This window comes from Dysosmobacter sp. HCP28S3_G4 (assembly GCF_052065175.1).
GTDB lineage: Bacteria > Bacillota > Clostridia > Oscillospirales > Oscillospiraceae > Oscillibacter.
Map to the genome: position 1 here is coordinate 62,141 of NZ_JBQHUP010000007.1, position 11,648 is coordinate 73,788.

Sequence of the window (11,648 nt, forward strand, 5' to 3'; positions counted from 1 at the left end):
GAAAAGAATTTTCGCGCCGCACGGCGCAGAAATAACGGCATTTTTCAGGCTGCCGCAAGAGTCCAGCGGGCTTTTGCGGCAGCCGGGAATCTGAGAGGCTGCGGGGCCTCTCAGATTTTTTACCCCAATGCCCCGTGTCAACACGTTTTTCCGGAGGGTTCTCATGCAGTATGAAGTCGAAATGCACCACAGCGAGGAGAGCTTTGAGGCTCTGGCCCACATGCAGTACAACCTGTTCTGCGGGAAAAACTGGGCGGCCCGGTCCTTCATCAGCCTGGCCCTGGTGCTGGTGGGCATCGTAAACTTCTCCAGCTGGTGGGGCATCCTCATCATGGCCTACGGCTGCTATCTCACCACCAGCACGTACAGCTCCGCCAATCACACGGCCCACAAGCTGGCGGACCAGGTCCGGCAGTCCGGCATGCCCTTCCCCGCCTCCCGGTACCGCTTCCGGAAAAACGCCATGGAAGTGGTGCCCCTGCCGGAGGAAAAGGAGCGGGAGACCCTGCTGCCCTACAGCGAGGTGTACCGTCTGGGGGAGGATCTCCAGTATTACTACATCTTCCGGGACCAGTACGGGGGCTACATGATCCCTAAGGCGGCCCTGGGAGATCAGTCCCGGGCCTTCCGGACCTTCCTGGAGGAACGCTGCGGCCAGAAATTTCAGTCCCGCAGCACCCCTCTGTCCCGGCTGATGCGGAAGCTGCGGGACCGGGACGGCCATTCCCGTCAGCTGTGAGGACACGTCCTCAGACACGGACCGGCGTCCCTTTTCATAGAATACCTGATGTGCCGGATCCCGACGGGATGCTGTCCGCCGGGGCGGCAGAAAGGGGGCATTCTCTTTGATCGAATCATTTGCATTTCTGCGCGAGTGTACGCTGCCGTCTGTCGCCCTCCGGTTGATCCTCTCCATGCTGTTCGGCGGGATGCTGGGCATCGAGCGGGGCCGGAAAGGCCGGGCAGCGGGCTTCCGGACGTACATGTTCGTATGCATGGGCGCCGCGCTGACCATGCTGCTGAGCCAGTATGAATATCTGATGCTCAACGGTGCCTGGAACGACATCGCCGGAGAGATCGGTATCCGCACCGACGTCTCCCGGTTCGGCGCCCAGGTCATCAACGGCATCGGCTTTCTGGGCGCCGGCACCATCATCGTGACGGGCAAACAGGAGGTCAAGGGCCTCACCACCGCCGCCGGACTGTGGGCCTCCGCCTGCATGGGCCTGGCCATCGGCGCTGGGTTCTACGAGTGCGTTTTCCTGGCCTTCCTGCTGATCTTCCTGTGCATCCGGTTCCTCCCCTATCTGGAGACCGCCGTCGTGGAGCGGGCCCGGAATATGAACATCTACGTGGAGTTCACCTCCATGGACGATGTAGGCAGGATCATCGGGCAGATCAAGGCCCAGAACGCCCAGATCTATGAGGTGGACATCACCCGCGGGAAAGAGAGCCGCGCCCAGCAGCCCAGCGCCGTATTCTCCATCCGGCTGAACCACCGCCGGGCCCATGAGCAGGTGCTGACGGCCATTGCAGAACTGGAGACCATCACCATGATCGACGAAGTATAGGAGGCGGCGTCATGTTATCCATTTTCGACCCGCTGCGGGATATCACGGTCCTGTCCGTGGCCGTGCGGATGCTGCTGTCGGCAGTCTGCGGCGGCATCATCGGCATGGAGCGGGAGTACAAACGCCGTCCGGCGGGCTTCCGCACCCACATTCTCATCTGTCTCGGCGCGGCCATGACCACGCTGACCAGTCAGTATCTGTATCTGGTGCTGCACTATTACACCGATATGGCCCGTCTGGGCGCCCAGGTGGTGGCCGGCGTGGGCTTCATCGGCGCGGGCACCATCATCGTCACCCGCCGCCAGCGGGTCAAGGGCCTCACCACCGCCGCCGGACTGTGGGCGGCGGCCATCATTGGTCTGACGCTGGGCGCCGGCTTCTACGAGGGCGGCATCCTGGCCACGATCCTGATCCTTCTGGCGGAGCTGCTGTTCTCCAAGCTGGAGTACCATATGCTGGAGCACGCCCAGGAGATCAATCTCTACATGGAATACAACGGCAAGCAGACGCTGGACTGCGTCCTGCGCTTCTACCGGGAGCATGAGTTGAAGCTGCTGGACGTGGAGATTACCCGGAGCTCCGATGGCGAGAAGATCACCTCCTGCGCCATCTTCACTCTGCGGCTGAACCGGAAGTGTACCGCCAACTGGCTTCTTAATGCCCTCCATGCCATTCCTGGCGTAGTCCTGGTGCAGGAGCTGTGAGAGATCGGGTTCCCAGTTCATACGCATTACCATCAGACGGGGACGGCAAAGCCGTCCCCGTTTAAAATTGATATAAAAGCAAAGAAAAAGTCCTGAAATCTTTCGATTTCAGGACTTTTTGGTGGAGATAAGCGGGATCGAACCGCTGACCTCTTGACTGCCAGTCAAGCGCTCTCCCAGCTGAGCTATACCCCCAAACAACCTCTCTGTTTTCGTGTTCCGCACTCGGAACAATGATTACTATACCAGACCATCCCCCAAATGTCAACAATTATTTTTCGTTTTTTTTATTTTTTTGTGAGACTCCTTTTGACCCTCTGAAAAAACGGGAACAGAGAGGGAGCCCGCCCGATCCGGAGCGGCATTCTCCCTCCCCGCCCCCCTGTCCCCTAGTTCTTCAAAAACTGTTTCCCCGTGTGGTCGATGGTATAGTCCTCGCCGCAGGTGCCGGGGTGGATCAGCTTGGAGATCGGAACGATGGTGTAGCCCTGGGAGATCAGATTCTCCAGGATCCCCGGCAGCGCCTCCGGCGTATGCTTGGCCGCGTTGTGGAACAGCACGATGGAGCCGGGCTGGACCCTGCTGGTCACCCGCTGGGTGATCTCGCTGGCGGGGATCTCCTTCCAGTCCAGCGAATCCACATCCCACTGGATGGGTTCCATGCCGCAGGCCCGGATGGTCCGGATCACATGATCGTCGTACTCTCCATAGGGACAGCGGATCAGAGTGGGACGCACGTCGGTCACCGCCTCCACCTTGTCGCAGGAGGCTTTCAGATCCGCGGTGATCTGCTCCGCCGTCAGGGAGTTGTAGTGGTCGTGGTGGTTGGAGTGGCTCATGACCTCATGCCCCGCGTCTGACAGCGCCTTGACCGACTCCGGGTATTTGTCCACCCAGTCCCCTACCACGAAAAATGTGGCCTTGACCTGGTACTTCTCCAGGATGTCGATAAGGGTCTGGGTGTCCTCATTCCCCCAGGCAGCGTCGAAGCTGATGGAGCAGGTCTTCTGCTTCGTGTCCACGCAGTAGATGGGCAGTGGCCGGTCCGTGGCGTAGGCCCCGGCAAGAGACGGCCAGGCCGCCACGTATCCCGCCACGCACAGCGCCAGGACCGCCGCCAGCAGCGCCGCTCTCTTCTTCGGTTTCCAGGTGATGATCTTCATGGCGAATCCCCCTTTCAGAAGAGTTTATGCGCCGCGAAAGACCGCTATGAACCGCTCCGGAGGCCTTATTCGCCCTCCGGCTCCTCAGCTCCCGCCAGATAGTCGCAGGCCACCGCCGCCAGACTGGCGATGCCCACAGGCATGGCGTCGTCGTCCACGTTGAACTTGGGATGGTGCTGGGCGTAGTTGGTGCCCTTCTCCGCATCTCCCACGCCCAGGAACATCAACGCGCCGGGTACTTTCTTCAGATACCAGGCGAAATCCTCCGAGGGGGCCACCGGGGAGGTCTTCGTAATGTGATCCTTCCCCACCGCTTTCCGGATGGCCTTGGCGGCCCGCTCCGTGAAGGTAGGATCGTTGACCACCGGAGGTACGCCCTTCTCGGCGGAGAACTCGATCTCCGCCCGCATGCCCGTGGCGATGCCCCGGGCGATCTCCTCCATGCGTCTGGCCACGGTGTCCATCAGCTCCTCGTTGTAGGTCCGGACGCCCACCACCAGCGACACGCTGGGCGGGATCACATTGAACGCGCCGGTGGACTCCGCCTCGATGTCCGTCACCGTCACCACGGCCACGTTCAGGGGGTCCGTCTCCCGGCTGACGATGGTCTGCCATGCCGTCACGATCTGGCAGGCGATGACCACCGGGTCCACGCAGGTGTGGGGCATGGCGCCGTGGCCGCCCACGCCGCAGACCTTCATCCGGGCCACCATGTTGGCGGTCATAAAGGGGCCGGGGGTGTAGTGGATGACGCCGGTGGGCAGCGTCCCCCAGGCGTGGAGGGCGAAGGCGGCGTCCACGCCGTCCATCCAGCCGCTGCCCTCGGTGACCAACTGGGCTCCCCATTTCTGGAACAGAGGCTCCGTGCTCTCCTCGCCGGGCTGGAAGATGAACCGCACGTTTCCGGGGACCTGATCCCGGATCTGATACAGCAGCTTGGCCGCTCCCAGCAGCATGCTGATATGGGAGTCGTGGCCGCAGGCGTGCATGACGCCCGGCTCCTGAGAGGCGTACTCCAGCCCCGTCTCCTCCGTCACCGGCAGGGCGTCGATGTCCGCCCGCAGGGCAATGCACCGCCCCGGCTTGCCCGGATTCAGGTCCACTGTCACGCCGCTGTTGGGGCAGTGAGGCACGCCCACCCGAATGTTCTCATAACCGATCTCCCGCAGGATCTCCACGATCCGCTTCGTGGTGTTCTCCTCCTGATAGGAGAGTTCCGGATGGCTGTGGAACTGGTGCCGCCAGCCGGCCACCTCGTCCTTCATGGCCAGAGCCATCTTCTGATAGTCCAACATGGTATCCTCCCGCAATTCTCTTTAAAATACCGGCTTCTCCCGCCGTCTCCTCTCCATTATAGGAAGTTTTTCGACAAACGCAAGCCCGATCTGGCCCGGAAACCGCAGAATTTCCAGCGGCGGGCCGCTGCATGTTTCTCCGTCCGCGTCATATCCTGCCATGTGCTCCATCCTCCGCCCCACCTTTCCCCCGTTCAAAAATGATTAACAAATCCTTAGCAAAAAGCACCAATTTATATACTTGAAAATTCACCGGAAGCGGACTATTATAACTTTCGCAAGAACATATTCCATTATAGAAGATTTTTCATTTTAGTGATGACTTTTCAGAATAGTTCTGTGTTTCTTTTGTCCTGCACCGGTTGACAAGCGGGGAAATAACTTATATCATCAGGGGTAAGCACCGGCGTTCATTTTCGGCGTTTCCCCTGACGCTTTCAGGAGGAATGATCGAAATGACTGCACAGATCCTGTCTATCATCATTTTTGTCGGCATGTTTCTGATGATTATTCTGGATAAGTTCGAACGCCATATGGTGACGCTGGTCAGCGGCGCTCTGGTACTGCTGGTGGTGTTCGGCGTCTGCATGGACAGCGCCGACGCTGGACGGGCCTTGCAGGAGACGCTGAACGTCCATTCCGTCTTCACCGCCGGCTTCTGGTACGGCGAATCCAGTGAGAACACTTCGGGTATCAACTGGTCCACGCTGATCTTCATTGCGGGCATGATGGTCATGGTGGCGGGCTTGGGCACGGCGGGCTTTTTCCGCTGGCTGTGTCTGTCCCTGGCGAAGCTGGTACGCTATCATGTGGTGCCGCTGCTGGTCTGCTTCATGTGCATGTCGGCCATCCTGTCCATGTTCATCGACAGCATCACCGTGGTGCTGTTCCTGACCACCGTCACCCTGGAGCTGGCCCGGATCCTGGAGTTCAATCCCCTCCCCATGGTCATCTCCGAGATCTTCTGCGCCAATCTGGGCGGCGCGGCCACCATGTGCGGCGACCCGCCCAACATCATCATCGGTACATCTCTGGGCTACACCTTCTGGGACTTCATCGTCAACACCGGCGAGATCATCGCCATCTGCTTCGTGGCGGCGGCGCTGTACTTCTGGCTGTGCTTCCGGAAGGAGCTACACGCCCAGGAGCTGGCCCGGTCCGGGGACGTGGTCTGTCCCCTGCCCTCCAGCGCCATCACCAATAAGAAAGCCTTCTGCGGCGGCACCGCCGTGTTCCTCATCGCCGTGGCGCTGCTGGTGACCCATGCCCAGACGAAGCTGTCCGTGGCCTCCATCGGCGTCATTGTGACGGCCCTGACCCTGCTCTCCACCGCCCTCACCACAGACCGGAAAACCGTGCGGGAGGTGCTGCGGAGCATCGACTACAAAACACTGCTGTTCTTCCTAGGGCTGTTCGTCTCCGTGGGCGGCCTGGAGCAGACCGGCGTGCTGGACCTCATCGCCGGGTTCATCACCCGGATCAGCGGCGGCAGCGTCACTGCCATCGTGGTCATCATCCTGTGGCTGTCCGGCATCGCTAGCGCCTTTATCGACAACATTCCCTTTGCCGCCACGCTGATCCCGGTGATCCACACCATCGCCGCCACCCAGGGGATCAACCTCCACGTTCTGGCCTGGGCGCTTTCCCTGGGCACGGATCTGGGCGGCAACGCCACACCCATCGGCGCCTCCGCCAACGTGGTGGGCACCTCCGTCTCCGCCAAGGGCGGCTATCCCATCGGCTGGGGCGGCTACTGCCGCTACTGCGTCCCCGCCACCATTCTGGTCATGGCCATTTCCACAGTCTGTCTGTTCATCCGATATCTGTAATTCCGATTCTGATTGCAAGGGGGAGAGCCATTTGAAGACACAGATTCTCATTTCCATCGGCCGGGAACACGGCAGCGGCGGCCATGTCATCGCCCAGATGATCGCTGAGCGGCTGAACATCCGTCTCTACGACAAGGAGATCCTGGAGGAGATCGTCAACTCCAGCGGCTACAGCCGGGAGTTGGTGGCCAAAATGGACGAGAAGCCCGTGAATCTGTTCTCCTCCCGGCGCATCGGCGGCTTCTCCAACTCTCTGGAGTTCAACGTGGCGGAGAAGACCTTCGAGTTCATCCAGTCCCAGGCGGACAGCGGCGAGTCCTTCGTCATCGTGGGCCGCTGCGCAGAGCAGGTGCTGCGGGGCAATCCCAACTACCTCCGCTTCTTCATCCGGGGAGAGATGCACGACAAGATCCGCCGGGTGGCGGCCAACGACCGCGTCTCCGAGAAGGACGCCGTCCAGCTGATCCGGGAGACGGACCGGCGGCGGAAGGCCTATCACAACTACTACTGCGACTGCAAGTGGGGCGACGCCCGGGGCTACGACCTGACCGTCAACAGCGACAAGCTGGGAATCCCCCAGACCGTGGAGGTCCTGGTGCAGTATATCCGGGCGTTCATGGAGCAGTGACGTCCGTTCGGCAGAATACCGCAAGCGCCCGCCGGAGATCCGGCGGGCGTTTCAGACTGCCGCAAAAGTCCGGGGCGGACTTTTGCGGCAGTCTTCACAATGCCTCGCTTTTCTGCCCGCGCAGTGAGCCGAAAAGCTGCCGCCTCGCGGTGCAAACGCCTGCTAACGCAGGCTTTTTGCAGGCATTCGATCTGATTCGAGGCGGGCTTTGCCCCCTCGAACTCCCCCCGCTTTTTTGAAATCGTTTCCCATTCAAAGAAGGTCTTTCCAAAACCGCAAGCGCCCGCCGGAGTTCGCGCGGGGGCTTGTCTGCTGTTCTTCCCTCTCGGAGGGTGCTGGGAGATAGGCAATACGGGATACGCTCTTCTGCGATCAATTTCTGTCAATCACTTTTCCTTTACCACCTGCACCGTGGAAATGCCGTAGTGCCGGAACACCGCCAGGGCGTCCGGGGCGATGACCTCGCCGCTTACCACCGGCGGCACCGCCGGCGGACAGGACACCGCAGGCGCCGCCAGCACCCGGCCCGCCGCCTGTTCCGCGGCCACCGTCTCCCAGGGGGACAGCACCGCCTCCCGGATGGAACGCGCCGTCACCGGCGGGGCCATGGTGAGTTTCGGCCGTTCCAGCGGCTTCCGGGGATCCATGGCGGAAAAAGTAGATTCCAGTCGGGAGAAATCTGATTCTGTATTACCATTTGTTATCATCAGTACCAGAAAATCCGGGTCCGCGTACTCGCACTCGATGCCCCGCTGCCGCAGGGCGTCCGCCAACTCTGGCCCCGTCCAGCCGCTGGCAGCGGCGGCGACGGTAAGCTTCAGCGGGTCCGTGTCCTCCACCTGCCAGCCCCGGCGGCGCAGGACTGCCCGCAGTTCCTCCAGCCGGGCGGCGCAGTCCGCCATGCGGCGGGGCAGGTCCCCAGCCAGGGCATCGTTGCACAGGTCCAGGGACTCCAGGATCAGATAGGACGGGCTGGTGGAGCCGAACAGCGCCAGGGCGCTTTTGGCGTTTTTCACGAAGCCCGGTGGAGCGGATGGTCCGATGTGGAGATACGCCCCGCCGGTGAGCACCGGCAGGGTCTTGTGGGCAGAGTCGCAGCAGGCGTCGGCCCCCAGCTCCATGGGATGGCGGGTCCCCGGCAGGAACCGGAGATACGCCCCGTGGGCGTTGTCCACCAGCAGGGGCACGTCCCGCTCATGGGCGGCGGCCGCGATACCGGAGACGTCCAGCATTCCCCCCAGATAGTCCGGCGAGGTGACGTACACCGCCGCGGGAGGCGGGTCCATGCCGTCCAGGGCCGTCCGGACCTGTTCCGGGCCAATGGGGCACCGGCACAGGGAGAAATCCTCTGTCTCCGGCCACAACCAGCGGATGTCGAAGTCCAGCAGAGCCGCCGCCAGCAGGAAGGCCTTGTGGGCATTCCGGGCGGCCAGGATCACCGGACGGCCGGTGCCGCCCCGGGCCCGCCAGCGGTACAGCGCCAGGGCCAGCATGGCCCGGATGCACTGGCTGGAGCCCTCGGTGGAGTAGAACGTGGCGGCGGCACCGAACAGGGCGGAGGCGTTCTTCTCGCTGTCCGCGATGATGCCGGACGGCTCGTACAGCTCGTCCGCCCCACGGATCTCCGTGATGTCCAGGGCCTCGCAGCCCAGGGGACCCACGCCCTTGTGGCCGGGCATATGGGCCCGGAGGGTGCCGCTGTCCGCGTAGCGGCGGACGAAATCCGCGATGGGTGTATTCATTCTCGTTCGCCGCCTTTCTGTCCCGCCGGACGGTTTATTTGCCCAGCTGCTCCGCCACCTTCACCATGATGGCGCACTCGATGCGCTTCCGGAACAGCTCGCAGCCCGGCTCGTAGATGCCCCGGATGGTGCCGGAGGCGTGGTAGGCGTTGGCGGCGCAGCCGCCGGAGCAGTACAGCTTGGCCCAGCAGTCCGCGCATTCAGGCCGGGCGTAGGCGTTGCAGGACCGGAACTCCTTCTGGGCGGCGGTGTTGGAGACACCGTTCCAGATGTCGCCCAATTTGAACTTCTCCTCGCCCACGAACTGGTGGCAGGGATACAGATCGCCCCAGGGGGTGACGGCCATGTACTCCGTGCCGGAGCCGCAGCCGGAGATGCGCTTGTAGACGCAGGGTCCGCCGGTGAGGTCGATCATGTAGTGGTAGAAGGTGAAGGGACGGCCCTCCTTCTCCCGCCGGAGCATCAGCGCCGCCAGCTCCTCATACTGCTCCATGACGATCTTCCGGTCCTCCTCGGTGAGGGCCGCCGGATCTCCGAGGGCACAGACCACCGGCTCCATGCTCAGCTCTGTGAAGCCCAGGTCCAGCATGCACTGGATGTCCTTCAGGAAGTCCGGATTGGCGTGGGTGAAGGTGCCCCGCATGTAGTAGTTTTTGCCTCCCCGGGCCTGGACCAGCTTCTGGAACTTGGGCACGATGCGGTCCCAGCTGCCGTTGCCGGCGTAGTCCACCCGCAGGCGGTCGTGGATCTCCTTCCGGCCGTCCAGGGACAGCACCACGTTGCTCATCTCCCGATTGGCGAAGTCGATGACATCGTCGTCGATGAGCATGCCGTTAGTGGTGAGGGTGAAGCGGAAGTTTTTGCCGTGTTCCTTCTCCACGCTGCGGGCGTAGCGCACCAGGTCCTTCACCACGTCCCAGTTCATCAGCGGCTCGCCGCCGAAGAAATCCACCTCCAGATTGTGCCGGGTGCCGGAGTGCTCCATCAGGAAGTCCAGGGCCCGCTTGCCTACCTCGTAGGACATGACGGCCCGCTCCCCGTGGTACTTGCCCTGGCTGGCGAAGCAGTAGGAGCAGTTGAGGTTGCAGGTGTGGGCCACGTGGAGGCACAGAGCCTTGATGACCCCGCCGGACCGCTCCTTGAAGGTCTCCGCCAGGGGGGCAAAGGTGTCCGGCGTGAACAGCTTCCCGGCGTCCTTCAGGGACCGGACGTCGGCGATGCACTGATGGATGTCCTCCTCCGTCACGTCGGGGCGGGCACCGTACTTGTCCAGCATGGCGGCGGTGATCTCCTCCTCCGTGTGGTCCGGGAACAGGGCGATGATGTCGTAGGCCACCTCGTCCACGGCATGGACGGAGCCGGAGCAGGTGTCCAGCACGATGTTGTATCCGCCCAGCTTGTATTGATGAATCATAGAAATCCTCCGTTCGCGCAGGCCGCGCGTACTCGTTTGATTGGTTTACATTATTTTAATTGTATAGAAGATCCCCGGCGGCGGAAGACGGCGCCGTTCGGGCAGAAAAAGTGCCGCCCGCGGGCGGCACTTTTCAGAACACTCGAAATCACTTATCCGCGTTCTCGCACTTCTGGTTGGCGATGCCGCAGCTGGTCTTGCAGGCAGACTGGCAGGAAGTCTGGCACTCGCCGCAGCCGCCGTTCTTGGCGCTCTCGCAGAGGTTCCGGGTCTCCAGAGTGATGATTCTATCCATAATATGATCTCCTATCCTGGCTGCCCCGGAATGCCCGGAGCAATGTTTGATACTGAAAAATATAGCATGGCGGCGGTAGAATGTCAAGAGGGCCGCCGTTTCCCGGCCGTGGATGGGGTCTTTCCGGCGGAAACCGACGGAAAGGGCCGGTTTTCGAGGGTCCTCATGACCAAAACGGAATGTTTGACATGCGAGAATTTCACTTGTGAAAATCATCGAGTTGTGCTAAATTGAGGATAGCGAGGCACGGAAAACTTGTTCAGTATGAACAAAAATTCATGATCGTTGAGGAGGATACTATTATGAATGCTTATCTGGAAAGAGTTCTGGCTGAGACCAAGGCCAAGAACGCCAACGAGCCCGAGTTCCTGCAGACTGTTGAGGAAGTCCTCAGCTCCCTGGAGCCCGTCATCAACGCCCACCCCGAGTATGAGAAGGCCTGCCTGCTGGAGCGCATGGTGGAGCCCGAGCGCGTCATCGAGTTCCGCGTGACCTGGGAAGACGACAATCATGTCTGGCATGTCAACCGCGGCTACCGCGTGCAGTACAACGCGGCCCTGGGCCCCTACAAGGGCGGCATCCGCTTTGACCCCTCCGTCAACCTGTCCATCATCAAGTTCCTGGGCTTCGAGCAGGTCTTCAAGGACGCCATGACCGGTCTGCCCATCGGCGGCGCCAAGGGCGGCTCCGACTTCGATCCCCGCGGCAAGTCCGACGCTGAGATCATGCGCTTCTGCCAGGCCTTCATCAGCGAGCTGTATCGCCACATCGGCCAGGACATCGACTGCCCCGCCGGCGACCTGGGCTGCGGCGGCCGTGAGATCGGCTACATGTACGGCCAGTATCGCCGTCTGGTTGGCGCTGCCGAGTTCGGCGCTCTGTCCGGCAAGGCTGTTACCACCGGCGGTTCCATCCTGCGTCCCGAGGCCACCGGCTACGGCGCTGTGTATTATCTGGTCGAGGCTCTGGCTCACGACGGCGAGTCCATCGAGGGCAAGCGCATCGCC

At 61.8% G+C, this 11,648-nt stretch carries 11 protein-coding genes and 1 tRNA gene; 6 read left to right on the forward strand and 6 right to left on the reverse strand.

The genetic code is table 11. The features are described from left to right. The first annotated feature begins 163 nt into the window (after positions 1 to 163). From ACTNBU_RS03250 to ACTNBU_RS03260, 3 genes are all read left to right on the forward strand, one after another. Positions 164 to 739: a YcxB family protein gene (locus tag ACTNBU_RS03250; RefSeq protein ID WP_441030683.1), complete on the forward strand. Its 576-nt coding sequence runs from the start codon at positions 164 to 166 to the stop codon at positions 737 to 739. Positions 740 to 845: 106 nt separating this feature from the next. Then, positions 846 to 1,571: an MgtC/SapB family protein gene (locus tag ACTNBU_RS03255; RefSeq protein ID WP_441030685.1), complete on the forward strand. Its 726-nt coding sequence runs from the start codon at positions 846 to 848 to the stop codon at positions 1,569 to 1,571. A gap of 11 nt (positions 1,572 to 1,582) precedes the next feature. Further along, the gene (locus ACTNBU_RS03260) at positions 1,583 to 2,275 is read left to right on the forward strand and encodes an MgtC/SapB family protein (RefSeq protein ID WP_441030687.1); all 693 of its coding nucleotides are present in this window, start codon (positions 1,583 to 1,585) and stop codon (positions 2,273 to 2,275) included. A gap of 119 nt (positions 2,276 to 2,394) precedes the next feature. On the opposite strand, the gene ACTNBU_RS03265 is transcribed toward ACTNBU_RS03260, so the two are convergent. From ACTNBU_RS03265 to ACTNBU_RS03275, 3 genes are all read right to left on the reverse strand, one after another. Continuing rightward, a tRNA-Ala gene (locus ACTNBU_RS03265) sits at positions 2,395 to 2,470 on the reverse strand. Positions 2,471 to 2,664: 194 nt separating this feature from the next. Beyond that, positions 2,665 to 3,438, reverse strand: a complete 774-nt coding sequence (locus ACTNBU_RS03270; RefSeq protein ID WP_441030689.1) for a polysaccharide deacetylase family protein — start codon at positions 3,436 to 3,438, stop codon at positions 2,665 to 2,667. A 65-nt stretch (positions 3,439 to 3,503) separates the two neighbouring features. Beyond that, positions 3,504 to 4,733 carry a M20 metallopeptidase family protein gene (locus ACTNBU_RS03275; protein ID WP_441030691.1) on the reverse strand — a complete coding sequence of 410 codons (1,230 nt, stop codon included), beginning with the start codon at positions 4,731 to 4,733 and terminating at the stop codon, positions 3,504 to 3,506. Positions 4,734 to 5,188: 455 nt separating this feature from the next. On the opposite strand from ACTNBU_RS03275, the gene ACTNBU_RS03280 reads away from it, so the two are divergent. Together ACTNBU_RS03280 and ACTNBU_RS03285 are read left to right on the forward strand one after the other, a co-directional pair. Further along, positions 5,189 to 6,562, forward strand: a complete 1,374-nt coding sequence (locus ACTNBU_RS03280; RefSeq protein ID WP_441030693.1) for an SLC13 family permease — start codon at positions 5,189 to 5,191, stop codon at positions 6,560 to 6,562. A gap of 31 nt (positions 6,563 to 6,593) precedes the next feature. Next, entirely contained in the window at positions 6,594 to 7,190 is a 597-nt protein-coding gene (locus ACTNBU_RS03285; RefSeq protein WP_441030695.1) for an AAA family ATPase, read from the forward strand. Between the two features lie 386 nt (positions 7,191 to 7,576). Here the strand turns inward: ACTNBU_RS03285 and ACTNBU_RS03290 are convergent, their stop codons facing one another. The 3 genes from ACTNBU_RS03290 to scfA all read right to left on the reverse strand — a co-directional run bounded on the left by ACTNBU_RS03290 (position 7,577) and on the right by scfA (position 10,641). Further along, a complete protein-coding gene (locus ACTNBU_RS03290; protein ID WP_441030697.1) occupies positions 7,577 to 8,932 on the reverse strand; it encodes an amino acid decarboxylase in 1,356 nt (451 codons plus the stop codon). Between the two features lie 34 nt (positions 8,933 to 8,966). Next, entirely contained in the window at positions 8,967 to 10,346 is a 1,380-nt protein-coding gene (gene scfB, locus ACTNBU_RS03295) for a thioether cross-link-forming SCIFF peptide maturase (protein WP_441030699.1), read from the reverse strand. Between the two features lie 148 nt (positions 10,347 to 10,494). Then, positions 10,495 to 10,641 carry a six-cysteine ranthipeptide SCIFF gene (gene scfA / locus ACTNBU_RS03300; protein ID WP_441030701.1) on the reverse strand — a complete coding sequence of 49 codons (147 nt, stop codon included), beginning with the start codon at positions 10,639 to 10,641 and terminating at the stop codon, positions 10,495 to 10,497. Between the two features lie 302 nt (positions 10,642 to 10,943). On the opposite strand from scfA, the gene ACTNBU_RS03305 reads away from it, so the two are divergent. Then, positions 10,944 to 11,648: Glu/Leu/Phe/Val dehydrogenase dimerization domain-containing protein (locus ACTNBU_RS03305; RefSeq protein WP_441030703.1), on the forward strand; the 705-nt coding region annotated here is incomplete at its 3' end.

Excerpts from the sequence above, each read along its gene's own strand:
- ACTNBU_RS03250 (WP_441030683.1), top strand. The coding sequence starts at position 164 with ATGCAGTATGAAGTCGAAATGCACCACAGCGAGGAGAGCTTTGAGGCT.
- ACTNBU_RS03260 (WP_441030687.1), top strand. The coding sequence starts at position 1,583 with ATGTTATCCATTTTCGACCCGCTGCGGGATATCACGGTCCTGTCCGTG.
- ACTNBU_RS03270 (WP_441030689.1), bottom strand. The coding sequence starts at position 3,438 with ATGAAGATCATCACCTGGAAACCGAAGAAGAGAGCGGCGCTGCTGGCG.
- ACTNBU_RS03275 (WP_441030691.1), bottom strand. The coding sequence starts at position 4,733 with ATGTTGGACTATCAGAAGATGGCTCTGGCCATGAAGGACGAGGTGGCC.
- ACTNBU_RS03280 (WP_441030693.1), top strand. The coding sequence starts at position 5,189 with ATGACTGCACAGATCCTGTCTATCATCATTTTTGTCGGCATGTTTCTG.
- ACTNBU_RS03290 (WP_441030697.1), bottom strand. The coding sequence starts at position 8,932 with ATGAATACACCCATCGCGGATTTCGTCCGCCGCTACGCGGACAGCGGC.
- scfB (WP_441030699.1), bottom strand. The coding sequence starts at position 10,346 with ATGATTCATCAATACAAGCTGGGCGGATACAACATCGTGCTGGACACC.
- scfA (WP_441030701.1), bottom strand. The coding sequence starts at position 10,641 with ATGGATAGAATCATCACTCTGGAGACCCGGAACCTCTGCGAGAGCGCC.